The 24,798-nt window shown below is 65.5% G+C and carries 27 protein-coding genes and 1 riboswitch; of the genes, 9 read left to right on the forward strand and 18 right to left on the reverse strand.

From position 1 onward, the window contains the following. Window positions 1-18 precede the first annotated feature (18 nt). From EOD43_RS01085 to EOD43_RS01120, 8 genes are all read right to left on the reverse strand, one after another. The gene (locus EOD43_RS01085) at window positions 19-372 is read right to left on the reverse strand and encodes a HesB/IscA family protein (RefSeq protein ID WP_127740269.1); all 354 of its coding nucleotides are present in this window, start codon (window positions 370-372) and stop codon (window positions 19-21) included. Continuing rightward, window positions 372-836 carry an SUF system Fe-S cluster assembly protein gene (locus EOD43_RS01090; protein WP_127744564.1) on the reverse strand — a complete coding sequence of 155 codons (465 nt, stop codon included), beginning with the start codon at window positions 834-836 and terminating at the stop codon, window positions 372-374. The genes EOD43_RS01085 and EOD43_RS01090 overlap by 1 nt, the downstream gene beginning before the upstream one ends. Next, window positions 836-2,026: a cysteine desulfurase gene (locus tag EOD43_RS01095; protein ID WP_127740271.1), complete on the reverse strand. Its 1,191-nt coding sequence runs from the start codon at window positions 2,024-2,026 to the stop codon at window positions 836-838. Before EOD43_RS01095 ends, EOD43_RS01090 begins: the two co-directional genes overlap by 1 nt. Continuing rightward, a complete protein-coding gene (locus tag EOD43_RS01100; protein ID WP_127740273.1) occupies window positions 2,023-2,766 on the reverse strand; it encodes a SufD family Fe-S cluster assembly protein in 744 nt (247 codons plus the stop codon). The genes EOD43_RS01095 and EOD43_RS01100 overlap by 4 nt, the downstream gene beginning before the upstream one ends. Further along, a complete protein-coding gene (gene sufC / locus EOD43_RS01105) occupies window positions 2,763-3,506 on the reverse strand; it encodes a Fe-S cluster assembly ATPase SufC (protein ID WP_127740275.1) in 744 nt (247 codons plus the stop codon). Before sufC ends, EOD43_RS01100 begins: the two co-directional genes overlap by 4 nt. A gap of 73 nt (window positions 3,507-3,579) precedes the next feature. After that, window positions 3,580-5,052 (reverse strand): Fe-S cluster assembly protein SufB, encoded by a 1,473-nt coding sequence (gene sufB / locus EOD43_RS01110; protein WP_127740277.1) that lies wholly within the window; start codon window positions 5,050-5,052, stop codon window positions 3,580-3,582. After that, window positions 5,049-5,474, reverse strand: coding sequence for an SUF system Fe-S cluster assembly regulator (locus tag EOD43_RS01115; protein ID WP_127740278.1), 426 nt, complete (start codon window positions 5,472-5,474; stop codon window positions 5,049-5,051). The genes sufB and EOD43_RS01115 overlap by 4 nt, the downstream gene beginning before the upstream one ends. Before the next feature lie 77 nt (window positions 5,475-5,551). After that, entirely contained in the window at window positions 5,552-6,433 is an 882-nt protein-coding gene (locus EOD43_RS01120) for a helix-turn-helix domain-containing protein (RefSeq protein WP_164857052.1), read from the reverse strand. Window positions 6,434-6,730: 297 nt separating this feature from the next. Between EOD43_RS01120 and EOD43_RS01125 the strand changes: the two genes are divergently transcribed. The 4 genes from EOD43_RS01125 to EOD43_RS01140 all read left to right on the forward strand — a co-directional run bounded on the left by EOD43_RS01125 (window position 6,731) and on the right by EOD43_RS01140 (window position 12,482). Then, entirely contained in the window at window positions 6,731-7,765 is a 1,035-nt protein-coding gene (locus tag EOD43_RS01125) for a quinone-dependent dihydroorotate dehydrogenase (RefSeq protein WP_127740282.1), read from the forward strand. Between the two features lie 39 nt (window positions 7,766-7,804). After that, window positions 7,805-9,529 carry a gamma-glutamyltransferase gene (ggt, locus tag EOD43_RS01130; protein ID WP_240653035.1) on the forward strand — a complete coding sequence of 575 codons (1,725 nt, stop codon included), beginning with the start codon at window positions 7,805-7,807 and terminating at the stop codon, window positions 9,527-9,529. A 54-nt stretch (window positions 9,530-9,583) separates the two neighbouring features. Beyond that, window positions 9,584-11,353, forward strand: a complete 1,770-nt coding sequence (locus EOD43_RS01135; protein ID WP_127740284.1) for an AMP-dependent synthetase/ligase — start codon at window positions 9,584-9,586, stop codon at window positions 11,351-11,353. A gap of 85 nt (window positions 11,354-11,438) precedes the next feature. After that, window positions 11,439-12,482, forward strand: coding sequence for a helix-turn-helix transcriptional regulator (locus tag EOD43_RS01140; protein ID WP_127740286.1), 1,044 nt, complete (start codon window positions 11,439-11,441; stop codon window positions 12,480-12,482). A gap of 95 nt (window positions 12,483-12,577) precedes the next feature. Here EOD43_RS01140 and EOD43_RS01145 read toward each other — a convergent pair whose 3' ends face one another. The 4 genes from EOD43_RS01145 to EOD43_RS01160 all read right to left on the reverse strand — a co-directional run bounded on the left by EOD43_RS01145 (window position 12,578) and on the right by EOD43_RS01160 (window position 17,767). Beyond that, on the reverse strand, window positions 12,578-14,986 hold the full coding sequence (locus EOD43_RS01145; protein ID WP_127740288.1) for a ligase-associated DNA damage response DEXH box helicase: 2,409 nt from the start codon (window positions 14,984-14,986) through the stop codon (window positions 12,578-12,580). Window positions 14,987-15,121: 135 nt separating this feature from the next. Beyond that, complete coding sequence (pgmG, locus tag EOD43_RS01150; protein ID WP_127740290.1) at window positions 15,122-16,507, reverse strand: phosphoglucomutase/phosphomannomutase PgmG; 1,386 nt, start codon at window positions 16,505-16,507, stop codon at window positions 15,122-15,124. 70 nt (window positions 16,508-16,577) lie between these two features. Then, a complete protein-coding gene (locus EOD43_RS01155; RefSeq protein WP_127744566.1) occupies window positions 16,578-16,979 on the reverse strand; it encodes a J domain-containing protein in 402 nt (133 codons plus the stop codon). Then, on the reverse strand, window positions 16,976-17,767 hold the full coding sequence (locus EOD43_RS01160; protein WP_127740292.1) for a division plane positioning ATPase MipZ: 792 nt from the start codon (window positions 17,765-17,767) through the stop codon (window positions 16,976-16,978). The genes EOD43_RS01155 and EOD43_RS01160 overlap by 4 nt, the downstream gene beginning before the upstream one ends. Before the next feature lie 101 nt (window positions 17,768-17,868). Here EOD43_RS01160 and panC point away from each other — a divergent pair, with 101 nt between their 5' ends. Together panC and EOD43_RS01170 are read left to right on the forward strand one after the other, a co-directional pair. Continuing rightward, window positions 17,869-18,723: a pantoate--beta-alanine ligase gene (panC, locus tag EOD43_RS01165; RefSeq protein WP_127740294.1), complete on the forward strand. Its 855-nt coding sequence runs from the start codon at window positions 17,869-17,871 to the stop codon at window positions 18,721-18,723. 144 nt (window positions 18,724-18,867) lie between these two features. Further along, window positions 18,868-19,164, forward strand: coding sequence for a hypothetical protein (locus EOD43_RS01170; protein WP_127740296.1), 297 nt, complete (start codon window positions 18,868-18,870; stop codon window positions 19,162-19,164). 111 nt (window positions 19,165-19,275) lie between these two features. Here EOD43_RS01170 and EOD43_RS01175 read toward each other — a convergent pair whose 3' ends face one another. The 5 genes from EOD43_RS01175 to EOD43_RS01195 are packed head-to-tail and all read right to left on the reverse strand — an operon-like array spanning window position 19,276 to window position 22,503. Continuing rightward, entirely contained in the window at window positions 19,276-20,409 is a 1,134-nt protein-coding gene (locus tag EOD43_RS01175; protein ID WP_127740298.1) for a GNAT family N-acetyltransferase, read from the reverse strand. Next, on the reverse strand, window positions 20,403-21,143 hold the full coding sequence (locus EOD43_RS01180; protein ID WP_127740300.1) for a glycerophosphodiester phosphodiesterase family protein: 741 nt from the start codon (window positions 21,141-21,143) through the stop codon (window positions 20,403-20,405). The genes EOD43_RS01175 and EOD43_RS01180 overlap by 7 nt, the downstream gene beginning before the upstream one ends. Further along, window positions 21,121-21,588: a RidA family protein gene (locus EOD43_RS01185; RefSeq protein WP_127740302.1), complete on the reverse strand. Its 468-nt coding sequence runs from the start codon at window positions 21,586-21,588 to the stop codon at window positions 21,121-21,123. The genes EOD43_RS01180 and EOD43_RS01185 overlap by 23 nt, the downstream gene beginning before the upstream one ends. 31 nt (window positions 21,589-21,619) lie before the next feature. Continuing rightward, window positions 21,620-22,252, reverse strand: coding sequence for an HAD family hydrolase (locus tag EOD43_RS01190; protein WP_206363471.1), 633 nt, complete (start codon window positions 22,250-22,252; stop codon window positions 21,620-21,622). Further along, window positions 22,249-22,503: a DUF3572 domain-containing protein gene (locus EOD43_RS01195; RefSeq protein WP_276318182.1), complete on the reverse strand. Its 255-nt coding sequence runs from the start codon at window positions 22,501-22,503 to the stop codon at window positions 22,249-22,251. The genes EOD43_RS01190 and EOD43_RS01195 overlap by 4 nt, the downstream gene beginning before the upstream one ends. Before the next feature lie 89 nt (window positions 22,504-22,592). Between EOD43_RS01195 and EOD43_RS01200 the strand changes: the two genes are divergently transcribed. After that, window positions 22,593-23,003 (forward strand): response regulator, encoded by a 411-nt coding sequence (locus EOD43_RS01200; RefSeq protein ID WP_127740308.1) that lies wholly within the window; start codon window positions 22,593-22,595, stop codon window positions 23,001-23,003. 82 nt (window positions 23,004-23,085) lie between these two features. Here the strand turns inward: EOD43_RS01200 and rpmG are convergent, their stop codons facing one another. Continuing rightward, window positions 23,086-23,253 carry a 50S ribosomal protein L33 gene (gene rpmG, locus EOD43_RS01205; protein WP_127740310.1) on the reverse strand — a complete coding sequence of 56 codons (168 nt, stop codon included), beginning with the start codon at window positions 23,251-23,253 and terminating at the stop codon, window positions 23,086-23,088. A gap of 246 nt (window positions 23,254-23,499) precedes the next feature. Between rpmG and EOD43_RS01210 the strand changes: the two genes are divergently transcribed. After that, entirely contained in the window at window positions 23,500-24,000 is a 501-nt protein-coding gene (locus EOD43_RS01210; RefSeq protein ID WP_127740312.1) for a Dps family protein, read from the forward strand. A 38-nt stretch (window positions 24,001-24,038) separates the two neighbouring features. After that, window positions 24,039-24,229: riboswitch (yybP-ykoY riboswitch) on the forward strand. Between the two features lies 1 nt (window position 24,230). After that, on the forward strand, window positions 24,231-24,797 hold the full coding sequence (locus tag EOD43_RS01215; RefSeq protein WP_127740314.1) for a TMEM165/GDT1 family protein: 567 nt from the start codon (window positions 24,231-24,233) through the stop codon (window positions 24,795-24,797). Window position 24,798: the final 1 nt, after the last annotated feature.

Consider the following 24,798-nt stretch of genomic DNA (forward strand, 5'->3'; position numbering starts at 1 on the left):
TCGGGGAGGATTTTGAAGTCAGACCGTAAAGCTCTCGCCGCAGCCGCAGCTGCCCTTGGCGTTCGGGTTCTGGAACACGAAGCCGGCCGTAAAGTCGTCCTCGACCCAGTCCATCACCGAACCGATCAGGTAGAGCACCGACGCGCCATCGACATAGAAGGTGCCGCCGGGGGTCTCGATCTTTTCGTCGAAGGCGTCCGCTTCGGTGACGTAATCGACCGAATAGGCAAGGCCCGAGCACCCGCGACGCGGGGTCGACAGCTTGACGCCGATCGCGTCGGCGGGCGCCTGCGCCATCAGATGCGCGATGCGCGCTTCGGCGGAAGCGGTGAGGGTGAGCGCGGCAGGGCGGGCACGAGTGGTCGTGGTCATCACAACATCCCCAGTTCGAGCTTGGCTTCGTCCGACATCTTCTGCGGATCCCACGGCGGATCCCAGACGAGGTTGACCTCGGCCGATCCGATCCCCGGCACCGCGCCGACGCGCAGTTCGACTTCGCCCGGCATCGATTCCGCAACCGGGCAGTGCGGCGTCGTGAGCGTCATGGTGACCGCGGCATGGCCGTCGGTGGTGATGTCGACCCCGTAGATCAGCCCCAGTTCGTAGATGTTCACCGGGATTTCGGGATCGTAGATTTCCTTGAGCGCGTCGATCACGCCCTCATAGAGATCGCCGCCCGGCTCATGCCCCGACAGGGGCTTGGGCTTTTCCGCGAGAAAATCGCCGAGATAGTCGCGCTGGCGCGGGGCCGCTTCTTCGACCTGATCGACACGCGCCTTGGGGGGCGATGCCACCGCCTCGACTTCCTCGACCTTCACCGGTTCCTGCTCGTCCATCATCCGAAAATCCGTGTCACGCGTTCGATGCCCTTCGCCAGCGCCGCAACGTCGGCCTCGTCATTGTGAATGCCGAAGCTCGCGCGCGCCGTGGCGGGAATGTCGAGATGCTCCATCAAGGGCTGGGCGCAATGATGCCCGGCCCGGATCGCCACCCCGCCTTCGTCCAATATGGTGCCGATGTCGTGCGGATGCACCCCCTCGATCGCGAAGGAGACGATCCCCGCCGAATCCGCCGGCCCGAACAGCTTGACGCTGTTGATCGCGCCCAGCGCTTCACGCGCCGCCTTTACCAGCGCGGCTTCGTGCGCGTGGATCAGCGGCAGGCCGATCCCTTCGACATAATCGATCGCGGCGTGGAGGCCGAGCGCGCCGACGATGTTGGGCGTCCCCGCCTCGAAACGCTGCGGGGCTGGCGCCCAGGTCGTCTTCGCGAAGGTGACGCGATCGATCATCGATCCGCCCCCCTGCCACGGCGGCATCGCGTTCAGGATGTCGCCCTTCGCCCACAGCGCACCGATCCCGGTCGGCCCGTAGAGCTTGTGGCCCGAGAAAACGTAGAAGTCGCAGCCGATCGCCTGCACGTCCGCGCCGATGCGCGGCACCGCCTGGCATCCGTCGATCAGGATCTTCGCGCCCACGCGGTGCGCGAGTTCGGTCGCGCGCTTTGCATCGAGAACCGAGCCGAGCACGTTCGAGACATGCGCAAAGGCCACGAGCTTGTGCGCCTCGGTCAGCATCGCCTCTGCGGCGTCGAGATCGATCTTGCCGTCCTCGGTGAGCGGGCAGACGTCGATTTCCACGCCGGTGCGATCCTGAATGATCTGCCACGGCACGATGTTCGAATGATGCTCAAGCTGCGAAACGAGGATGCGATCGCCGGCCTTGAGATTGGCGACGCCCCAGCTTTGCGCGACGAGGTTGATCGCCTCGGTCGCGCCGCGCACGAAAACGACTTCGTCGGCCGAAGCGGCGTTGAGGAAACGCGCGACGCGGGCGCGGGCGGCCTCATAAGCGATCGTCATGTCGGCCGAGCGGCGATAGACCCCGCGATGCACGGTCGCATAATCGCGCGCATAAGCCCGCTCGATCGCGTCGATCACCTGCCGCGGCTTCTGTGCGGTCGCGGCGGTATCGAGATAGTGCCAGCCCTCGGGGATGGCCGGGAAGTCCTTTGCCCAGGCGTTCATTGCAGCTGCTCCAGCGCGGAGAGCGCGGCGGCTTCGAGTGCCTCGCGCGCCGCATCGTCGGCGACGTCGACGAACACTTCGGCAATGAACGCCTGCAGCATCAGCCGCTTCGCCTCGACCGGGGGAATGCCGCGGCTCATCAGATAGAACAAAGCCTGCGCGTCGAGTTCGCCGACCGCCGCGCCATGCGCGCACTTCACGTCGTCGGCGAAGATTTCGAGTTCGGGCTTGGCATTGGCGGTCGCGGTGCGCGCCAGCAGCATCGCCTTGACCGACTGGGTGCTGTCGGTGTGCTGCGCATCGCGCGCGACGGCGACCTTGCCGAGATAGGTGCCGGTCGCCTTGTCGCCGAGCACGGATCGGACGATCTGCCGGCTGACCGCGCCGGGCGCCGTGTGGCGCATCACCGTCACGATCTCCAGCGTCGCAGTGCCCCCGCCGATCTGGACACCGCCCAGATGGAACTCGGCGCCTTCGCCCAGCGTGATATCGAGCGCGAAGCGGCCATAAGCACCGCCCGCATTGAGGATGTGAAGATCGAGCCGCGCACCCGCCTCGACGGTGATCGCGAAGTCGCGCACCTCGACCGCGTCGCCGCCGGCGTTGCGGATCAACTGGCGCGTGGCGCTTTCGCCCGCCGCTACGTGGATCGTCTCGGTCGCGATCGGCCAGACGCGGGCGAGCGCGTCGATATCGCTATAGCGCCACGCCTCGTCATGCCGGGAAGGCAGGCTCGTCACGCCGCAATGTCCTTATAGCCCTCACGCTCCAGTTCGAGCGCAAGCTCCGCGCCGCCGGTGCGCACGATCCGCCCGCCCGCGAGGACGTGGACGAAGTCGGGCTTCACATAATCGAGCAGCCGCTGATAGTGGGTGATCAGCAGCACCGCCTTGTCGGGCTTGCGCATGATCGTGTTGATGCCGTGGCCAACGGTGCGCAGCGCATCGATGTCGAGGCCGGAATCGGTCTCGTCGAGGATCGCGAGCTTGGGATCGATGATCCCCATCTGCACCATTTCGTTGCGCTTCTTCTCGCCGCCCGAAAAGCCGACATTCACCGGGCGCTTGAGCATGTCCATGCTCAGGCCCAGTTCGTCCGCTTGGCGTTTGGCGCGCTTCAGGAAATCGCCGCCCGACAGCGCATCCTCGCCACGCTTCTTGCGCTGCGCATTGAGCGCCTCGCGCAGGAACTGAACGTTGGAGACGCCCGGAATCTCGACCGGGTACTGGAAGCCCAGGAACAGGCCGGCGGCCGCGCGCTCATGCGGTTCGAGATCGAGCAGATCCTGCCCGTCGAAGGTCACCTCGCCCTCGGTCACGTCATAGCCGGGCCGCCCCGCGAGCGTGTAGCTCAGCGTCGATTTGCCGGCCCCGTTCGGCCCCATGATCGCGTGGATCTCGCCCGGATTGATCGTGAGCGACAGCCCCTTGAGGATCGCCTTGCCATCGACTTCGGCGTGGAGGTTTTCAATTTTGAGCATCTGCTCTGTCACAGTCCCTTGGTCTCTACTTCGTCACCCCGGACTTGATCCGGCATGACGTGATGGGTGATGGTCATCCGACCGAACCTTCGAGCGAAATGCCCAGCAGCTTCTGCGCCTCGACCGCGAACTCCATCGGGAGTTGCTGCAGCACTTCCTTCGCGAAGCCATTGACGATCAGGGCAACCGAGGCCTCCTGATCCAGCCCGCGCGACATGGCGTAGAAGAGCTGGTCGTCGCTGATCTTGCTGGTCGTCGCCTCATGCTCGATCTGCGCCGACGGATTGCGCACCTCGATATAGGGGACGGTGTGCGCGCCGCAGGTGCTGCCCAGCAGCAGGCTGTCGCACTGGGTGAAATTGCGCGCACCCTCGGCGGTCGGGGCGACACGCACCAGCCCGCGATAGGTGTTGTCGCTGCGCCCGGCCGAAATGCCCTTCGACACGATAGTCGACTTCGTATTCTTGCCGAGGTGGATCATCTTGGTGCCGGTATCGGCCTGCTGACGATTGTTGGTCACCGCGACCGAATAAAATTCGCCGACGCTGTTCTCGCCCGCCAGCACGCAGCTGGGATATTTCCAGGTGATCGCCGATCCGGTTTCGACCTGCGTCCACGACACCTTGCTGTTCCTGCCCTGGCACAGCGCACGCTTGGTGACGAAATTGTAGATGCCGCCGCGCCCTTCGGCGTCGCCCGGATACCAGTTCTGGACGGTCGAATATTTGATCTCGGCATCGTCCAGCGCGACCAGTTCGACCACCGCGGCGTGCAGCTGGTTCTCGTCACGCATCGGCGCGGTGCAGCCTTCAAGATAGCTGACGTGCGAACCCTTGTCGGCGACGATCAACGTGCGTTCGAACTGGCCGGTATTTTCCGCGTTGATGCGGAAATAGGTCGACAGCTCCATCGGGCAGCGAACACCCTCCGGAATGTACACGAAGGTGCCGTCCGAAAAGACCGCGCAGTTGAGCGTGGCGAAATAGTTGTCGTGCATCGGCACGACCTTGCCCAGCCAGCGCTTCACCAGATCCGGATATTCGCGGATCGCTTCCGAAATCGAACGGAAGATGACTCCGGCCTTTTCCAGCTCCGCGCGGAAGGTGGTGGCGACCGACACACTGTCGAACACCGCATCGACCGCGACCTTGCGGCTGCCCTCGACGCCCGCGAGCACCTTCTGCTCCTCAATCGGGATGCCGAGCTTTTCGTACACCTTCAGGATTTCGGGATCGACCTCGTCGAGGCTCGCCGGCCCCTCCTTCTTACGCGGTTCGGCGTAATAATAGGCGTCCTGATAATCGATCGGCGGCACGTTCAGCTTCGCCCAGTCGGGCGGCGTCATCGTCAGCCAGTGGCGATAGGCCTTGAGCCGCCACTCCAACATCCATTCCGGTTCGTTCTTCTTGGCGGAGATGAAACGGACGGTGTCTTCGGACAGGCCCTTCGGCGCGAAATCCTGCTCGATATCGCTGGTGAAGCCCCATTCGTAGGTCGACGCGCGATCAGCGGCGGCCTGCGCTTCGGCGTTACGGACGTCGCTCATGCCGACGCCTCCACCGGCTGCACCCCGGACAGCGTTTCGAGGCTGACCCCGCCCAGCGCGCCGCGGATCGTGTCGTTGACGACGCCCCAGTGCGGCTTGACCCGGCACGCGCTTTCCAGCCCGCAATCGTGGCGATGATCGTCGACGCACGCCGTCATCGCGATCGGCCCTTCAACCGCCTCGACGATATCGGCCAGGCTGATCGCCGCCGGATCGCGCGCCAGCGCGAAGCCGCCGCCGGTGCCGCGCGCCGAGACGAGCAGCCCCGCCGCCGCCAGCCGCCCCATCAATTTCTGCGCGGTGGGCAGCGGAACGCCGGTTTCTTCGGACAGATTCGTCGCGGTCAGGCGGCCACCAATCCCGTGGCGGGCGGCGGCCGACAACATCACGACGGCATAATCGGCTAAGCTCGACAGGCGCATCTCGCGCAAAAACCTTTCAATCGGACTGATTCGATCCGATTGGGCAGGTGGGCGCTTCGCCCTCGCTCGTCAACCCCTTAGGTGAGCGCGGCGAGCGGGGGAAGTATGTCGAGATTCCGTCGATCGAGGCTCAAACGCATCATGATCGGCGGGTCGATCTGCAGCCGGCGCGGGGTGAGGCCGGTGAAATGGCGCACTTCACGGATCATGTGCGACTGATCGTAAAAGGCCTCCGCCGCGGTCGCCTGCCACTGCGCGGGATCGTGGCGCAGCAGCGAGGCCGAGCGCAGCGCGCGATATTTGCGGGCGAGCAGCTTGGGCGGCGCGCCATAGAGCCGGCCCGCCAGCCGTTCGACCTGCCGCGCCGACAATTCGAGCTGGCCGAGCAAATCGCCAACCTCGGGCGATGGGGCGCCCAGCAGCCATTTGTCGGTGATCGCAGTGAAGCGGCTCGACAGATCGGTGCGCGTGCGCGGCCCCGGCAGCGATCCGATCAACAGCCGATCGAGCGCCTCGGTCATCGCCGACACCATCGGCAGCTTCATCATCGTGTCGAGCACGTCGCCGGCAGACGGGAAGATGTGCGTCGCATCGATCTGCCGGTCGCGATAGAGCATAGCATCCTCGCGCACGAGCGCGGCCCAGCCCGCGGGCAGCAGAGTCGCCGAGAACATCAGCACCGGCCCCTTCGCGCGGAATCGCGCCGCGGCCATCATCGGGCCGACCAGGCTGATCGGCAGCAGGGGTTCGGCGGGTCGACCGGCCAGCGACACCTCGCTCTGCCCCGCCAGAACGAAGCGCAACTGGGGCAGATCGGCGCGCAACGGCTCCTCGATCTCCGCCAGATCGGCGTGGAACAGCGAGAAACTGGACACATAGGGTCGCAGCGCGGGCGAGGGCGCGACATGACGCAGACCGATGGGCGAAGCGCGCTCCAATCGCCTGAACATCGCCATCATTGGCATATCAACAGTCCCCCCAAACGAAGCGACCGTGATTCCCATATCAAAATTGGATCCGACACGCGAACGTGTCGGATCCAGTTGTTGAGGGTGCTGCCGTCCACAGGCCGCGCCCCTCGGGTCGCCTCGCTTAACTATGCAAGCTTCTCGTCGAAAAATTGCACGGATTCGACGATCTGCTTCTGGTTCTCATTTGCTCGCGATCGAGTGCGCGCGCATCCCCGATTTGGGGGAGAGGCATCTCCGTTTTGGTGAGACTTTCCTTCGGGCGGGAATTGCCGCTAAGCGGCTGGCATGTCGACCTATGCGCTGATCCGCCCTTTCCTGTTCCAGATCGATGGCGAACGCGCGCATTGCATGGCCATTTACGGGCTGCGTGTGATGCCGAACGGAACCGCGCCCGCGCCCGATCCGCGGCTGGCCGTGTCGGTGGCGGGGATCGCCTTTCCGGGGCCGATCGGCCTCGCCGCCGGGTTCGACAAGGACGCGCAGGTGCCCGATGCGATGCTGGGCCGCGGCTTCGATTTCGTCGAGGTGGGCACGCTGACCCCCTTCGCGCAGGCCGGCAATCCGCGCCCGCGCCTGTTCCGACTCGCCGAGGACCGCGCCGTCATCAACCGGATGGGGTTCAACAATGGCGGGCAGGCGGCGGCCTATGAACGGCTGCTGCGCCGGCGCGATCGGCCGGGCATCGTCGGCGTCAATATCGGCGCCAACAAGGACGCGACCGATCGCATCGCCGATTATGCCAATGGCGTGCGGGTGATGTCGGGCGTCGCGACCTATCTGACGGTCAACATCTCCTCCCCCAACACGCCGGGCCTGCGCGCGTTGCAGGATCGCGCCGCGCTGGACGAACTGCTCGCGGCGGTGCGCGAGGCGCGGGGCGAGAACGGGCCGCCGATCTTCCTCAAGGTCGCGCCCGATCTGGAGCCCGCCGATATCGACGACATCGCCGCCGCGCTCGCCGATCGGCCGCTCGACGGGCTGATCGTATCGAACACTACGATCGGCCGGCCGGCGCTGAGATCGCGGCATGCGGGCGAGACGGGCGGGCTTTCGGGCGCGCCGCTGAAGGAACTGGCGCTCGAACGACTGCGCGACTTCCGCCGCGCGACCGGCGGCACCGTTCCGCTGATCGCGGCGGGGGGGATCGAGACCGCCGACGACGCCTGGGCGCGCATCCGTGCGGGGGCGAGCCTGGTCCAGATTTATTCGGCACTCGTCTATGAAGGGCCGGATCTGGCGATGCGGATCAAGCGCGCCTTGCCCGCACTGATGGCGCGCGACGGTTTTTCGAGCATTTCCGAGGCGATCGGCACCGCCTGAGGCTTGCCCGCGCGGCAAAGCGGGCTAGGGTCTTTCTCCATGAGAAAGCTCCTTGCCGCCGCCCTCCTGATCTCCGCATCCGTGCCCGCACTCGCGGCCGAACCGATGGTGTCGGCGGCCGATCCGCGCGCCGCTGCGGCGGGCATCGAGATTTTGAAGCAGGGCGGCACGGCGGCCGATGCGGCGGTGGCGGTGATGGCCGCGCTGGGCGTGGTCGAGCCCGGCCATTCGGGCATCGGCGGCGGCGGCTTCCTGGTCTATTATGATGCGAAGACGAAGAAGGTCTCGACCTACAATGCGCGCGAGGCCGCGCCTGCGGCGGCCGACGGCAACTGGTTCCTCGGCGCCGACGGCAAGCCGCTTCCCTTCCGCGACGCGATCAACAGCGGGCACAGTGTCGGCGTGCCGGGCGAACTGCGCCTGATGGAGGCCGCGCATCGCGAACATGGCAAGCTCAAGTGGGCGGACCTCTTCCAGCCGGCGATCACCTATGCGCGCGACGGCTGGGCGATAAGCCCACGTTTCTACAATTTCGTGTCGCGCATGCCCGCCAGCTTCTTCACCCCCTGGGCGACCGATTATCTGAAGAATCCGGACGGGACAGCCAAGCCGGTCGGCACGGTGCTGAAGAACCCCGAGATCGCCGATCTCTATACGAAGATTTCGACGGTCGGGCCGGGCTATTTCTACACCGGCCCCGTCGCGCAGAACATCGTCGCCACGGTCAACGGATCGGCGCGTCACCCATCGAAGATGACGGCGGGCGACCTCACCACCTACAGCGCGCGCGAAGGCCAGCCGGTGTGCGGCACCTATCGCGGCTACAAGATTTGCGGGATGGGCGCGCCGGCATCGGGCGGGGTGATCGTGCTCGAAATCCTCAAGCAGCTCGAACGCTTCGACATGGCGAAGCTGGGCAAGGATTCACCCGTCGCGTGGCATCTGTTCGCCGAAAGCTCGCGCCTCGCTTATGCCGATCGCGACACCTGGCTCGGCGATCCGCAATATGTGCAAGTGCCGATCGCGGGGCTGCTGGCGAAGGATTATATCGCCAAGCGTTCGGCGCTGATTTCCGAAACCAGCACGATGGCGAGCGTCGAGCCGGGCATGCCCGCCGGCGCCCCCAAGCGCGTCCGCGCCGATCTGCAGCCCGAACATGGCACCAGTTCGCTGACCGTCGTCGACGCCGCCGGCAACGTGGCGCAGGCAACGGTCACGATCGAAAGCGTGTTCGGATCGGGGCTGACCACCAACGGCATCTTCCTGAACAACGAACTGACCGATTTCGATTTCTTCCCGGTCAAAGACGGCTATCGCGCCGCCAACCGGGTCGAGGGCGGGAAGCGCCCGCGCAGCTCAATGTCGCCGACGATCGTCTATGACCCGCAAGGCAAGGTGCGCTTGTCGATCGGCGCGGCGGGCGGCTCCACCATCATCGCGCAGGTCGCCAAGGCGATCATCGGCGTCGTCGACTGGAAACTGAGCGCGCAGGACGCGATCTCGATGGGCCTGCTCTACGCCCCCACGCTCAACGCCGTCGCCGAAAAGGGTACGGAGCGCGAGGCGATGGTGCCCGCGCTGCAGGCGCTGGGCGAAAAGGTGGTCGTCGCGCCGCTGGGGCTGAAGGCCAATGCGATCGAGTTCGTCGGCGGCACGTCGCGCGGTGCGGCCGATCCGCGCAGCGAAGGCGTGTCGATGGGGCTCGACGGCAAGGCAGTAAAACCGAAGCCGATCGGCGACCAGGTGAACCGCCCGTCCGAATAAGCTAGGAACCAGAATAGATCGCCGTCATTTGAAGAACGGCGACGAGGAGAGACCATGCCCGGATTTGAACGCTTCGATAGCCTCGTCGCGATGTTCTTCACGCGCGCGGCGGAGAAGGGCGACGCCCCCTTCCTCTGGTCCAAGCAGGATGGCGCCTGGACCCCGATCAGCTGGAACGAGGCTGCACGCCGCGTCGCCGCCTTCGCCAAGGCGCTGCGTGCCGAAGGGCTGAACCCCGGCGATCGCGTGGTGCTGGTCAGCGAGAACCGGCCCGACTGGTGCATCGCCGATCTCGGCATCATGGCGGCGGGCTGCGTGACCGTGCCGACCTACACCACCAATACCGAGCGCGATCACGCGCACATCCTTGAAAATAGCGGCGCGCGCGCGGCGATCGTCTCCAATGCGAAGCTCGCGCAGACCCTCCTGCCCGCCGTGGTGCGATCGACCGCGTGCGAACTGGTGATCCCGATGGAGCCGCTGGGGCAGAGCAGCGTGCGCTGCGTCGGTTTCGACGCGATGTGCTCCGGCCCGGCCGATGTCGGTGAGGCGCGATCGGCGGCGGCGGCGTTCAAGCGATCCGACCTCGCCTGCCTGATCTACACCAGCGGCACCGGCGGCGCCCCGCGCGGCGTGCGCCAGCATCATGGCGCGATCCTGCTCAACGTCGAAGGCTGCATCGACATCATCGCGGCCGATTTCGGCACGAGCGAGGAGGTGTTCCTGAGCTTCCTGCCGCTGAGCCACGCTTATGAGCATTCGGGCGGGCAATTCCTGCCGATCGGGCTGGGCGGGCAGATCTATTATGCCGAAGGCCTAGAGAAGCTGACCGCCAATATCGAGGAGGTGCGCCCGACGATCATGGTCGTCGTCCCCCGCCTGTTCGAACTGATCCGCGCGCGGCTGATCAAGGCGGTGGAGAAGCAAGGCGGGCTGGGCCTCAAACTGCTCAACAAGGCGATCGCGCTGGGCACCGGCCCCGTTCGCCTCGCCGATCGCCCCGCAAAGCTCGCGATCGACCTGCTGCTCAAGCCCAAAGTGTCGAAGCGGTTCGGCGGGCGGGTGAAGGCGCTGGTTTCGGGCGGCGCGCCGCTCAACCCCGAAGTCGGCAATTTCTTCGCCGCCCTCGGCGTCACCGTCCTGCAGGGCTATGGCCAGACCGAGGCGGGGCCGGTCATCTCGTGCAACCGTCCGGCGGCCGGGATCGATTCGTCCACGGTCGGCCCGCCGATGAAGCACGTCACCGTGAAGATCGCCGAGGATGGCGAGATATTGGTACAGGGCGAACTCGTCATGGCCGGATATTGGCGCAACGAGGCCGAAACGGCGCGCGTGCTGAAGGATGGCTGGCTCTACACCGGCGATATCGGGCATCTCGACGCGGCCGGACGCCTCGTCATCACCGATCGCAAGAAGGACATCATCATCAACGACAAGGGCGACAATGTCGCCCCGCAGCGGATCGAGGGGATGCTGACGCTGCAGCCCGAAATCGCGCAGGCGGTCGTTTCGGGCGATCGGCGGCCCTATATCGTCGGCCTGATCGTGCCCGATCCCGAATGGATGGCCGAATGGGCGGCGGAAAACGAGAAGCCGAAGGATCTCGACACGCTGAAGGCCGATCCCGCCTTCCACCGCGCGCTGATGGCCTCGGTCGACAAGGTCAATGGCGGGCTTTCGGTGATCGAAAAGGTGCGCCGCATCCTGATCGCCGACGAACCCTTCTCGATCGAAAATGAGCAGATGACGCCCTCGCTCAAGGCGCGTCGTCATGCGATACGTCAGGTTTACGGTGAACGGCTCGATGCGCTCTACAAAAACTGATCTGCGTTAGTTTTCAGCGAGTTTACAAGTTTTCGTTGGACGAAAGCGACCAGATCGGCAACGATTGCGCCCGGGGAATTGGGGTATGCTTTCGTCTGCGATTGACGACGCGATTTTCGACGCCGGGCTGCATGCCGAGGCGATGGCGGAGCTTGGCCCGCAACTGTCGGCGGTGCTGAACACGCAGGGCTGCTGGATCCAGCGCGTGAACCCGTCCTACGGCGAGGTGATGACCGCCTACGGTTTCGACATGGGCAGCGAGCAGCTTTATACCGAGCGCTTCTACGCGATCGATCCGTGGCTGGGCAAAGGCATGACCTTGTCGCCCGGCAAGGCGCACAGCCTGGACGCGCACATTCCGATCAAGAGCTTCCTGAACGGCGAATTCTACACCGATTATATGCGCCAGCGCGCCGACTATGTGCATTGCATGGGCGCGCATTTCTTTCTGGAGGGGCAGGCTTATGCCTTGTCCTTCCAGCGCGCGCAAAGCGTCGGCCCGTTCGAGGAGGATGCCGAGGCGCAGCTCGACTCGCTGCTCCCCTCGCTGCGCCGCGCCTTCCTGACCAATGCGCGGCTGCAGCAGCAGGCCGATCATATCGCCCGCCTCGAACTGGCGCAGGAAAGCGCACCGCTGACGATCCTTGCCGATCGCGGCTTCGGCGTGGTCTGGCTCAACCGCGCGCCACCGAGGGACGCGCCGGTGCGGATGACCGAAAGCGGCGGACAACAGCGCATCGACGCCGGCCACGGCCTGGGCGCAGCGATCCGCAGCGCGACGCAGGGCGGGGCCGGGCAGAGCAGCCTGCTGCGCGTCGGCCGCTGGGCGATCGAAGTCGATCCGGTCCGCGATCCGCCCAGCCGCCGCCCGCTGGCGATGATCCGCGTGCGCGATACCGCCGCCGAGGCCGCGCGGCGCGTGCGCGACGCCGCGACCCATTTCGGGCTGACCGCGGCCGAGGAACGGCTGTGCGCCAGCCTGCTCGGCGGGCTTTCGCTGCAGGATCACGCCGATCTGGCGGGCACGATGATCTCGACCACCCGATCGCACCTGAAAAGCCTGATGGCCAAGATGGGCGTCACGCGACAGGCCGAGGTCGTCTCCGCCCTCGCCGCGATGCGCGGCTAAGTCCAAAAAACTACCGTTCGTGTCGAGCGTAGTCGAGACACGGTCCCACGCGCCCAGCCAACGTGTCTCGACTTCGCTCGACACGAACGGATGATTCAGCTTTCGCGCATCGCCTCCGCCGCAAGCGCTTCGGCCTCGATCAGCAGCGCATCGTCGGCGAGCCCGGTCGCCACCGTCTCGCGACCGATCAGCACCAGCACGGGCACCGCGAGCGGGGAGACACGATCGAGTTTCACGTGAATCATCGATGCGCCCGCACGCTCGATCAACGCGCCCAGCCGGCCCACGTCGGTCATCTTCGCGCGCGCATCGGCCCAGGCGGCGTCGAGCAGCAGATGATCGGGCTCATAACGGCGCAGCACATCGTAGATCAGGTCGGTCGAGAAGGTGACCTGCCGCCCCGATTTCTTCTTACCCGGATGCTGCCGTTCGACGAGCCCGCCGATCACCGCCACCTCGCGGAAAGCGCGCTTGAGCAGGGCCGATCCTTCGACCCAGGCAACGAACTCGTCCTCGAGAATCTCGGCATTGAACAAGGCGCGCGGATCCTCGACCGGCTTCAATGAATAGCAGGCGAGGGCGTAGTCGGACGCGACGAAACCCAAGGGGAGCAGCCCCGCGCTCTCCATCCGCCGGGTGAGCAACATGCCGAGCGACTGGTGCGCATTCCACCCTTCGAAGCTGTAGATCACCCAATAATGCCGCCCCTGATGCGGAAAGGTTTCGACCAGCAGCTCGTCGGGCGCGGGCAGGCGCGATCGGCGCGCCTGCATCTCCAGCCATTCGCGCACATCCTCCGGGAAACGTGGCCATTGCTCCGGCTCATGCAGATAATGGCGGACGCGATCGGCAAGGTGGGTCGAAATCGGCATGCGCGCGCCGCCATAGGTGGGGATGCGCGCGGGCTTGGCGGTCGCGCGGACGACCAGATCGGTCACGTCGACCTTCTCGACCTCCAGCGCCAGCCCCATGAAGAAGAAGGCGTCGCCGGGGCTGAGCGTCGCGGCGAACCCCTCCTCGACCTTGCCCAGCTTGCGCCCGTTCTTGAAGCGCACGTCGAGCATCGGCGCCTCGACGATGATCCCGGCATTGAGCCGGTGCTGCGCGATAAATTGCGGGTGGCTGATCCGCCAGCGTCCGTCGGGATCACGCGTCAGCCGCTTGAACCGATCATAAGCGCGCAGGGCATAGCCACCGTTCGCGATATAGCTCAGCACGCGATCGAACTGTTCGGCCGAGAAGGTCGCATAAGGCGCGGCGCGGTTGATCTCCGCCAGCATATCCGCGGCGAAAAACGGCCCCGCGCAGGCGAGCGCCATGACATGCTGGGCCAGCACGTCGATCGATCCAGGGCGGAAGGGATCATTGTCCAGCTCCCCCGCCTCGATCGCATCGAGCGCCGCGCGTCCTTCCAGATATTCGAAGCGATTGCCGGGGACGAGCACGGCCATGCTCGGCTCGTCGAGCCGATGATTGGCGCGCCCGATCCGCTGGAGCAGCCGCGACGCTCCCTTCGGCGCGCCCATCTGGATCACCAGATCGACATCGCCCCAGTCGACGCCCAGATCGAGGCTGGCGGTCGCGACCAAAGCCCGCAGCCGCCCCTCGGCCATCGCGCCCTCCACCTTCGCCCGCGCCTCCTTCGACAGCGAACCGTGGTGGATGCCGATCGGCAGGCCCATCACATTGGCCTTCCACAGATCCTGGAAGATCAGTTCGGCCAGGCTGCGTGTGTTGCAGAAGATGATCGTGGTGCGGTGCGTCTCGATCTCCGCCATCACCTGCTGCGCGGCATAGCGGCCCGAATGGCCGGCCCAGGGGATGCGATCTTCGGGGATGAGAATGTCGATCTGCGGCCGCGCGCCGACATCGCCCTTCACCAGAGCGACCGCCCCATAATCGCCGTCGCCCGACAGCCAGCCGCGATAGGCATCCGGATCGGCGATCGTCGCCGACAAAGCCACGCGCCGCATGTCGGGCGCAAGGCTGGCGACCCGCGCGAGCGAGAGCGCGAGCAGATCGCCCCGCTTGGTGGTCGCGAAGGCGTGAACCTCGTCGATCACCACGGTCTTGAGCGTCGCGAACAGGGTCGCGCTTTCGGGATAGGAGAGCAGAAGGCTCAGCGATTCGGGCGTGGTCAGCAATATCTGCGGCGGCTTCACCCGCTGCCGCGCCTTGCGATCGGCGGGCGTATCGCCGGTGCGCGTCTCGACCCTGATATCGAGCCCCATCGCCTCGATCGGCCCGGTCAGATTACGCTGAATGTCGACCGCCAGCGCCTTGAGTGGCGAGACATAGAGCGTGTGCAACCCGTCTTGGGGGTTCTCGATCAGGTCGACGAGTGTCGGCAGGAACCCCGCCAGCGTCTTGCCCGATCCCGTCGGCGCGACGAGCAACGCATCGCGCCCGTCACGCGCAGCATCCAGCATCTCGCGCTGATGCCGCCGCACCTCCCAGCCCTTGGCGGCGAACCAATCGGTAAGGGCGGGGGGAAGGGCAGGCATCTCCAGGAAGATAGGCACGCCCTACCCTAACCGTCACCCCCGCAAAGGCGGGGGCCTATCCAGTGTCATCTCTCGCGGAGAGTCTGGATGGGTCCCCGCCTTCGCGGGGATGACAGTAGCGTTAGGTCAACTGCCTCAGTGCGCCGCCTGCGGGCCGCGGACGAGGCCGGATTTGGCGAGCTGGTCGTCGATCTGCGCGAGCAGGCGATCAAGACCCGCCTGGTCCTTCGCCTCGGCGCGGGCGACGAGGACGTCCTGTGTGTTCGACGCGCGGAGCAGCCACCAGCCATCGGGGGTGTTCACGCGCGCGCCATCGGTGCGGTTGACCTCGGCGCCGTCGGCTTCGAGCCGGTCGAGAACTTCGGTGACGACTGCGAACTTGCGGCTTTCATCGACTTGGAAGCGCATTTCGGGGGTGTTGACCAGTTCGGGCATCGCAGACTTGAGATCGGTGAGCGAACCGCCGAGGCCATCGATCGCCTCGATCAGGCGCACGGCGGCATAAAGCGCGTCGTCGCAGCCATACCAGCGCCACGCGAAGAAGATGTGGCCCGACATTTCGCCCGCCAGCGGGCTGTCCGTCTCCGCCATCTTGACCTTGATCAGGCTGTGGCCGGTCTTCCACATCACCGGCGTGCCGCCCAGTTCGGCGATCCGATCGTAGAGCGCCTGGCTGGCCTTCACGTCGGCGATGATCGTCGCGCCGGGCTTCTCCTTCAGGACAGGCGCGGCGAGGATCGACAAAATCTGGTCGCCCCAAACGACGCGCCCCTGCCCGTCGATCGCGCCGATACGATCGGCATCACCATCAAAGGCGATGCCGAAATCGAGCCCCTTGTCGGCGACCAGCTTCTTCAGATCGACGAGGTTATCCTCGACCGTGGGATCGGGGTGGTGGTTCGGGAAGGTGCCGTCGATTTCGGGGTAGAGCAGGTGATGCTCACCCGGCAGACGCTTGACCAGCTTTTCGAGGATGCGGCCGCCCGATCCGTTGCCATTATCCCAGCCGATCTTGTGCGCCAGCGTGCCGCCGAAATCCTCGACCATGCGATCGACGTAGAGATCCTCGACGAAGGCGTCGCTGACGGTGCCTTCACCCGATTCCCAATCGCCCTCGGCCGCCAGCTTGCCGATCGCCTGGATCTGTTCCCCGAAGAAGGGCTTGTGCTGGAGCACCATCTTGAAGCCGTTATATTCGGCCGGATTGTGGCTGCCCGTGATCATCACGCCGGCATCGACCTCCAGCGTCGCTTCGGCGAAGTAGAGCATCGGCGTTGGCCCGAGACCAATGCGCACGACATCGACGCCGGTTTCAACGAAGCCGCGGATCAGCTCGTCGCGCAGCGATTCCGAAGAAACGCGCCCGTCCCAGCCCACCGCGACCCGCGTGCCGCCCGCGCGGCGGATATGGGTGCCGAAGCCACGGCCGATCGCATAAGCGTCCGCCGGCCCGAGCGTCTTACCGACGATGCCGCGGATGTCATATTCGCGCAAAGACGTCGGATCGAAACGATGGGTCAAGAAAACCTCCAATACTGAAGCAACGCACAAAGGATTGGTGCGGCTTTGTTACGTCGTCAACTGCGGCAGGTCAGTTCGCGCGCGAAAGGAGTATATCGCGCGCCCGATTGACCTGCGCCGCAAGCTCGGCCGAACCGCCGCGATCGGGATGGACCCGCGCCACGAGCCGCCGATGCGCATCGCGGATCGCCGCGGCATCGGGATTCGGGCCGAGTTCGAGGATGCGCAGCGCCTCATCGCGGCCCATCGGGTGCGGGCGTTTCGATCCGCCGGGCGCATAGGTCCGCGCGAACCAGATGGCGGCGCCGATCAGCATCGTCGGGCCGGCAACCTCATTGCCCTTCACCGTCAGGATCAGGCCGACGATCGCGAAGCCCGCAATCGCGAGATCATTGATGTCGAACCGGCCCAGTTCGCCCTTCTTCCACATCCACCAGCCGACGCCCAGTGCCGCCAGCAGCGCGAGGATCACCGCGCAGCCGCCTGATGCTGGGGCCATTGCGACAGCGCGAGGCCCGCGATCATCTCGCGCAGTTCCTGCCGCGCGGCGATATGGGCAAGCCCCGCCTCGGCGCCCAGCGCGCCCATGTCGAGCAGGGTCAGTCCCTTGGGGAAGAGTTCGCGATAGATGACGCGTTCGGACAGGCCGGGAATCACGCGGAAGCCGACGCGCTTGGCCAGATCGCCCATCGCCTCGGCCACGCGGCGCATGTTGCGCGCCTCCAGATGCTGGAGCCGGTTGCGCAGGACGACCCAGTCGACCGTGCCGCCATCGGCGCGGGCGCGGGCCTTGCGCGCATCCCACACCACTTCGGCATAGAAGCTGGGCTTCTTGATCTTGAAGGTTTCGGGATCGACCTGCCCGATCAGGTCGAGATCGATGAAGCTGTCGTTGATCGGCGTGACGAGCGTGTCCGCGCGTTCGATCGCGGCGCGTGCATAGATATCGTCGCGGCCCGGCGTATCGACCACGACGATCTCATATTCGCTCAGCAGCCGGTCGATCTGCGCCCCTGCATCGGCATCGATTGCGGGATCGAAGGTTTCGAAATGGGGCACGGGCAGCGTCTGTCCGGTCCGGCGGACGGTCGCCGCGCGGTTTTCGAGGTAGCGGCCCAGCGTGCGCTGGCGTGTATCCATATCGACCGCGGCGACACGCTTGCCCGCGACGCTGAGCGCGACGGCGACGTGAACCGAGGTGGTCGATTTCCCCGATCCGCCCTTTTCATTTGCGAAAACAATTAGATGGCCGTTGCCCAAGGCGATTTTTCCTGTTTCTGCCTGTTGTGGGCCGGGCTTGATTCATGCCCCCCGGTCAACCAAAGAAGCCCGGAACCGCGATTATCCGAGGCCGTGCAGCCGTGCAAATCATTCGTCATCTAGCCGATTTGCGCGCCGCCGTGCGTGCGCTGGTGAACACTGGTGCGCCGGTTGCCCTCGTCCCCACGATGGGCGCGCTGCATGCCGGCCATATCGCTTTGGTCGATGCGGCGCGCGCGCGCGGATGCCAGGTGGTCGTATCGATCTTCGTCAATCCGACCCAGTTCGCGCCGACCGAGGATCTGGACGCCTATCCGCGCCGCGAGGCCGCCGACGCCGCGATGCTGGAGGCGGCGGGCGCCGCGGTCCTGTGGGCGCCCGATGTCGCGGAAATGTATCCGGCGGGCTTCGCCAGCTCGATCGAGGTGAGCGGCGTGACGGCGCGCTGGGAGGGCGAGGCGCGGCCCGGCCATTTCGCCGGCGTCGCCACCGTCGTCGCCAAGCTGTTGCTCCAGACGCGGCCCGACATGGCGTTTTTCGGCGAGAAGGATTTTCAGCAGCTCGCCGTCATCCGGCGGATGGTTCGCGATCTCGATGTCGGGATCGAAATCGTCGGCGTGCCGACCCAGCGCGACGATGACGGCCTCGCCCTCTCCTCACGCAACGCATACCTCTCACCCGAGGAGCGGATCGCCGCGCGTGCCTTGCCACGCGCACTGGGGGACGCCGCCGCCTCGATCGAGCGCGGCGCGCCGGTCGCCGCGACGATCGACGCCGCCAAGGCCCGGCTGACCGAGGCGGGCTTCACGCCGATCGATTATGTCGCCCTGGTCGATGCCGACAGCCTCGAGCCGACCGAATCGATCGAGTCGCCGGCCCGCCTGATCGCCGCCGCCAAGTTGGGAAGAACCCGCCTGATCGACAATCTTGCGGTCGGGAATGTCAAATCGATGTAAAATCGACGCTCCTCGAATAGACTTTGGAATGAGGACTTGGACGCGGTTACTAAACGTTAAGGTGCACAGGCCGTTAACCCTCGCAGGGACCGACGGAAGAGGTTTTGACGAGGATCGTCGCTCCCAACTTGAGGAGTGATGATCATGGGCCACAGCATCAAGACGCAGATCTTCCTGACCGAAAGCCGTATGCGCGATGCGATGCGCGGTGATGGCGATGCCTGTTTCGAACTGGGCGTGTCCTATTCGGCCGGAACCGACGGTTGCGATCTCGACCTGATCGAAGCGCACAAGTGGTTCAACATCGCCGCCGTGAAGGGCAATATGCTTGCCGCCGAATATCGCACCGAGATTTCGGAAGACATGTCGGCCCGCGAGATCATCGAAGCCCAGCGCCAGGCGCGCGCTTTTCTCGGCATGGGTCAGCGCCTCGCGGCGTAATTTGTTTTAGCCCTCAGACGCCGGGCGGGCAGCATCCGCTGCCCTTGGCTTCCTCGCATAAGCTCGGGCGGCCGTTCGGCCTTGCGGAGCCTGCGGCTCCGGCGATCGGCTCTAGCTTTTGCGGAACGGCGTATAGTCGTTCAGATCTTCGATATTGTTCGCGATCGCGCGGCGTTCGTGGTCGAGGTAATCCGCCACCGCCCGCCGAAAATTCGGATCGGGAATATAGTGCGCCGACCAGGTCGGTGTCGGCTCGTACCCCCGCGCAAGCTTGTGCTCGCCCTGCGCCCCCGCCTCGACGCGGGCCAATCCGCGTTCGATCGCGATGTCGATCGCCTGATAATAGCACAGCTCGAAATGGAGGAAGGGCACCTCCTCCGTGCATCCCCAATAACGTCCGTAAAGCGTGTCGCCGCCGATCAGGTTGAGCGCCCCCGCGATCGGCACGCCGTCGCGCAGCGCCAGCACCAAGATGATCCGGTCGGCCATCCGTTCGCCCAGCAAGGTGAAGAAGGTGCGCGTGAGATAGGGCCGCCCCCATTTGCGCGCGCCCGTATCCTGATAGAAATGCCAGAAGGCGTCCCAATGCTCCTCGCGCAGCGCATCGTCGGTCAGCCGCACGATCTCCAGCCCCTCGACCGCCGCCGCGCGTTCCTTGCGGATCGCCTTGCGCTTGCGCGATGCCAGCGCGCCCAGAAAATCGTCGAAGCAGTCATAATCGCGATTGGCCCAGTGGAACTGGCGATCGGTGCGGATCAGCCAGCCCGCCGCCTCGAACAGCGGGATCTGGCTCTCCTCCACGAAGGTCGCGTGCGCAGACGACAGATCGTGCCGCCGCACCACCTCCTCCGCTGCCGCGATCAGCAAAGGCGCGCAATCGGGATCGCGCAACAACAGGCGCGGCCCCGGCACCGGGCTGAACGGCACCGCGATCTGCAGCTTGGGATAATAGCGCCCGCCCGCCCGCTCCCACGCATCGGCCCAGCCATGATCGAACACATATTCGCCCTGGCTGTGGCTCTTGGCATAGGCCGGCAGGATCGCGGCGGGGCGGCCGTCTGCATCGTCGACCACGATCGGGATCGGCTGCCAGCCGGTGCGCGCGACCGCGCTGCCCGATTCCTCCAGCGCCGACAGGAAAGCGTGGCTGACGAAGGGATTGTCGACCCCCGCGCACGCATCCCATTCGGCCGCGTCGAAGTTTACGACCCCCTCGCCCATGCGGGCAACGGCATCGCTTACCATCCCGGCGCCTCGAAGATGATCTGGTCGGCCGCGTCCTTGGCGATCGCCTGCGCGGCCGCGTCGCGCACCGTCCACGTCAGCACCGGGATACGGCGCGACCGCAGCCGCCGGGTGAAACCGCTGGGCAGATCGCGAATGTCGACCGCCACGAATTCGGCGCGCGTCCGAAAATGGCCGTCGCGACGCTGATCCTTCTCCTTCGACGACAGGACCAGCCCGCGGGTGATATGTTCGCCATGTTCGGCGAACCAGTGCACCACATCGCCCGAAAAGCTCATCACCGCCGCATTGCCGCGATAGCCGGCGAGCGCATGGCGCACCGCGACGCAGGTCTGCGCGACCGGCCCTTCGGCCTTGATCTCGATCAGGATCGGCACGCGCCCGGCAACGATTTCGAGAATTTCGGACAGGCGCGGGATCGTCTCGTCGCTGCCTTTCAGCTTCGTCTGCGACAGATCATGCCCCGCCATCCGGCGAAGCTCCCCACTGCGATCGGTCAGCCGATCGAGCGTCGAATCGTGGAAGACATAGGCCATGCCATCGAGGCTGAGCCGGGCGTCGACTTCGACCCCATAGCCCGCCTCGACCGCGGCGCGGACGGCCGCGCGGCTATTTTCGACATTCTGGGTGCCGTGGAGGCCGCGATGGGCATAGGGCACCTTGGCGAGCCAGCCGATCCGGCGCGCCTCGGACCGCGAATAGCGGATCCGATCAAGCAGGCCGAACAGCGACAATCGCGTCGATCTCGACCGCCGCACCCAGCGGCAGCACCGGCACGCCGACCGCGCTGCGCGCATGGCGCCCGGCATCGCCGAACACCGCGAGCATCAGTTCGGATGCGCCATTGGCGACCTTGGGCTGATCGGTGAAATCCGAAGTCGAGGAGATGAAGGCGCCAAGCTTCACGATCCGCTCGACCCGTTCCAGATCGCCGCCCAACGCCGCCTTGATCTGGGCGATCAGCATGATCGCGCAACGCTTCGCCGCCTCCTGGCCTTCCTCCAGGCTGACATCCTTGCCCAGATGGCCCTTCTGGAAACTGCCATCCTCACGGAAGGGCAGCTGACCGGAGATGTGGAGCAACCCGTTCACTTCGACCGTCGGCACATAAGCGGCGACGGGGGCGGCGGGGGCGGGGATGGCGATCCCCAGTTCGGAAAGGCGGGCTTCGATGGTCATGCGCGCCTTGTCGCCACCGCTCCGTGCGTCGTCAAGCCGCCGCTTTGGCACCCTCGCCGAATCGGCCGAGGATCCACGGCAGCGCGTCGGTCCAGTCGTCGATCCGCGCATGCGCGTCGGCCGCAGCGGCACGACGGGCGGCCACGCGCGGCTCGGCGATCATGTGGAGCCGCCACACGTCGGGCGCATATTTGGCGACCGATGTATGATGGAAGGGCGTGTCGTCGACGAACACCGTCACCGACGGCTGAAACTCCTCGACCAGCCGGCGGATCGGCTCGCCCTTGCCGCCCTGGTTGCACTGGACCCGGTGGCGGATGTCGAGTGCTGCGAGTTGATCGACCCGGCCGGCGTGAAACTGCTCGGTGATGTTGGTGAGGACGACGATGTCCGCGACCTCCGCAATCGTCGCGAGCGCGCGATCGGCGTGGGGCACCAGCGTCTGGCTGTGCATCTGGTTGGTGAAGAAGGCGTCGAGCAGCGGCCAGATCTCGGCCGATTCGACCACGCTGGCATCGTGCCGGCGGACCAGCGCGCCTTCGAAATTCTCGCCTTCCAGATCGAAGTCGATCGCGTGATCGCTCTCGAGCCACGTCTTGAACGGCCCCACCATGTGCAGCAGAACCTCGTCGCAATCGGTGATCAGCAGCGGCCGTCCGCTCATTCCCAATTCCCCTCCGGTGACAATATGTGGCGCGCGGCGACCAGCTTTTCCGGGCTGGCGCCGATCGCATCGGCGCAGGCGATCAGATCGGGCTCGTGCGCTTCGACGAAGGTCAGCACCGCACCCAGCAATGCCGGATCGCCCAACCCGCCCCGCAACCCATCGGGCGTCAGCCCGCTGAGCGCGAGCAACCGTTCGGCGCGCGTGGAATCGGACAGCACCCAGCCCAGCGCAGAAAGCGCCATGCCCATCGCCTCTTCGCTGTCAATTCCGTGATTTCTCAATTTTGTATCCGGACTCGGATAGGTTAGCTTACGCTTGAACAAGTGTGTGAGGGTGCGTGACGAAGAAAGTCCTGATTGTCGAGGACAATGAGCTGAACCTTCGGCTCTTTCAGGATCTGTTGCGCGCGCATGGCGCCAATGTGGAGGGCGTGCGCGACGCGCGCATTGCGGTCGATCGGATCGCCGACTTCCACCCCGATCTCGTCATCATGGACATCCACCTGCCGCATGTCAGCGGGGTCGAACTGATCCAGCGGCTGCGCGCGCGGCCCGAGCTGGAAAAGATCCCGGTGATGGCGGTGACGGCCTATGCCGGCAAGGGCGACGAAGCCCGCGTGCGCGAGGCGGGGGCCGACGCTTATGTCTCCAAGCCGATCACGGTGATGCGATTCGTCGCCTCGGTCGAGGATCTGATCGGCCCGCTGGGCGACGGGATGAACGACGGCCTCGGCTTCGCCCGCGCCTGATATCGGCACAAACGCAAACGCCCGCCGGTGAGGGCGGGCGCTCAACAAGCAGCGATACGGCCCCGTGAGGAGCCGGCATGGCTTACTTGATCTTGGCTTCCTTGAACTCGACATGCTTGCGCACGACGGGGTCATATTTGCGGAAGCTCAGCTTCTCGGTCTGGGTGCGCGGATTCTTCTTGGTGACGTAGAAGAAGCCGGTGTCAGCGGTGCTGACGAGACGAATCTTGACGGTGGTCGGCTTGGCCATGACCCTAAATCCCTAGCGAATGGTGCGACGGCCCAAACCCAAAGGCGACCCGCCCGAAAAAATAAAGCGGCGTCGCCGCCGCTGATCGGAGGCGCCCTTAACCGCGTGAGGGACGCAGAGTCAAGCGGAACCCCTCTTATCGTATAGGTCGATATCAGCAAGCGACGAAATTAACTCCCTTTTCCTGCCACCATTTGGCACACCATTCGTTAGCGACCCGAATCGAATCCACCGGGAGAAGAGAATATGGCGAAGAAGCCCAAGGCGCCGCTCGCGACGCCGACCGATCTGAAGAGCAACAGCGCGATGAGCGTGGCGGACGCGCTGAACGGCATCCTGGCCGACAGCTATGCGATCTATTTCAAGACGAAGAACTTCCACTGGCACGTGTCGGGCCCGCATTTCCGCGACTATCACCTGATGCTCGACGATCAGGCGACCCAGATCCTCGGGACCACCGATGCGATCGCCGAGCGCGTGCGCAAGACCGGCAACGTCACGATCCGCTCGATCGGCGACATCGCGCGCCGCCAGTCGATCAAGGACAATGACGCCGATTTCGTGTCGGCCGCCGACATGCTGAAGGAACTGCGCGAGGACAATCTGGCGCTCGTCGCCAAGCTGCGCGAGGCCAAGGACATCGTCGACGCCGCCAAGGACAATGCGACCTCGGGCATCCTCGACGACTGGACCGATCAGGCCGAGGAACGCGCCTGGTTCCTGTTCGAAGCATCGCGCAACGGCTGACCTTGCTGTTGCTCCTCCGGCGATGAGGCGTTAGAGCGCGCCTCGTCATCCGGGGAGTAGCCCACCCACTTCCGCGTGGGAGATCGCGTCAACATACTTGGGGGAGACCTCATGGCGCGATCCGGCAATTAGCTGAGGCAAGACCGATGACACCGGGACTTTCCGCTCAGGCCGGGCGGGAGGGTGCCGGTGTCGTCCGTCAATCGCCTGCCCGGCCCCGGAATTGCCCGATGAACGTCATCCTCGCCTCCACCCTGCTCGTCGCCTTCGCCGAAATCGGCGACAAGACGATGCTGCTCGCGATCATATTGGCCGCGCGTTTCCGTGCGCCGTGGCAGATCATTGCCGGCATCTTCGCCGCGACCATCGTCAATCATGCGCTGGCCGCGTGGGCGGGGGCCGAGATTGCCGGCCTGCTCGACGGCTATTGGTTCCGCCTCGCCGTGGCGATCGGCTTCCTCGCTATGGCCGCCTGGACGCTTGTTCCCGACACGATGGACGATGACGCGGACGACAAGCCCGCCCGATTCGGCGTGTTCCTGACGACTACGATCGCCTTCTTCGCCGCCGAGATGGGCGACAAGACCCAGATCGCCACCGTCGCGCTGGGCGCGCGCTATCACGCGGTTTCGCTGGTCGCGATCGGCACGACGCTGGGCATGATGATCGCCAACGTGCCGGCAGTGTTCCTGGGGGACCGCATCACCCGCATCGTTCCGCTCAAGTGGATGCGCATTGCCGCGGCGCTGATCTTCGCAATCCTGGGCGCACTGGCGATTCGCGATCTGCTCGTCTAAG

Origin of the sequence: Sphingomonas crocodyli (assembly GCF_004005865.1) — a bacterium.
Lineage (GTDB): Bacteria > Pseudomonadota > Alphaproteobacteria > Sphingomonadales > Sphingomonadaceae > Rhizorhabdus > Rhizorhabdus crocodyli.

Coding starts and splice junctions, on each gene's coding strand:
- EOD43_RS01120 (WP_164857052.1), bottom strand. CDS start 6,433: ATGATGGCGATGTTCAGGCGATTGGAGCGCGCTTCGCCCATCGGTCTG.
- EOD43_RS01095 (WP_127740271.1), bottom strand. CDS start 2,026: ATGAACGCCTGGGCAAAGGACTTCCCGGCCATCCCCGAGGGCTGGCAC.
- rpmG (WP_127740310.1), bottom strand. CDS start 23,253: ATGGCCAAGCCGACCACCGTCAAGATTCGTCTCGTCAGCACCGCTGAC.
- EOD43_RS01195 (WP_276318182.1), bottom strand. CDS start 22,503: ATGGGCATGGCGCTTTCTGCGCTGGGCTGGGTGCTGTCCGATTCCACG.
- EOD43_RS01210 (WP_127740312.1), top strand. CDS start 23,500: ATGGCGAAGAAGCCCAAGGCGCCGCTCGCGACGCCGACCGATCTGAAG.
- EOD43_RS01190 (WP_206363471.1), bottom strand. CDS start 22,252: ATGAGCGGACGGCCGCTGCTGATCACCGATTGCGACGAGGTTCTGCTG.
- sufB (WP_127740277.1), bottom strand. CDS start 5,052: ATGAGCGACGTCCGTAACGCCGAAGCGCAGGCCGCCGCTGATCGCGCG.
- EOD43_RS01215 (WP_127740314.1), top strand. CDS start 24,231: ATGAACGTCATCCTCGCCTCCACCCTGCTCGTCGCCTTCGCCGAAATC.
- sufC (WP_127740275.1), bottom strand. CDS start 3,506: ATGCTCAAAATTGAAAACCTCCACGCCGAAGTCGATGGCAAGGCGATC.
- EOD43_RS01145 (WP_127740288.1), bottom strand. CDS start 14,986: ATGCCTGCCCTTCCCCCCGCCCTTACCGATTGGTTCGCCGCCAAGGGC.
- ggt (WP_240653035.1), top strand. CDS start 7,805: ATGAGAAAGCTCCTTGCCGCCGCCCTCCTGATCTCCGCATCCGTGCCC.
- EOD43_RS01185 (WP_127740302.1), bottom strand. CDS start 21,588: ATGACCATCGAAGCCCGCCTTTCCGAACTGGGGATCGCCATCCCCGCC.
- EOD43_RS01090 (WP_127744564.1), bottom strand. CDS start 836: ATGGACGAGCAGGAACCGGTGAAGGTCGAGGAAGTCGAGGCGGTGGCA.
- EOD43_RS01115 (WP_127740278.1), bottom strand. CDS start 5,474: ATGCGCCTGTCGAGCTTAGCCGATTATGCCGTCGTGATGTTGTCGGCC.
- EOD43_RS01085 (WP_127740269.1), bottom strand. CDS start 372: ATGACCACGACCACTCGTGCCCGCCCTGCCGCGCTCACCCTCACCGCT.
- EOD43_RS01170 (WP_127740296.1), top strand. CDS start 18,868: ATGGGCCACAGCATCAAGACGCAGATCTTCCTGACCGAAAGCCGTATG.
- EOD43_RS01175 (WP_127740298.1), bottom strand. CDS start 20,409: ATGGTAAGCGATGCCGTTGCCCGCATGGGCGAGGGGGTCGTAAACTTC.
- EOD43_RS01140 (WP_127740286.1), top strand. CDS start 11,439: ATGCTTTCGTCTGCGATTGACGACGCGATTTTCGACGCCGGGCTGCAT.
- EOD43_RS01135 (WP_127740284.1), top strand. CDS start 9,584: ATGCCCGGATTTGAACGCTTCGATAGCCTCGTCGCGATGTTCTTCACG.
- EOD43_RS01125 (WP_127740282.1), top strand. CDS start 6,731: ATGTCGACCTATGCGCTGATCCGCCCTTTCCTGTTCCAGATCGATGGC.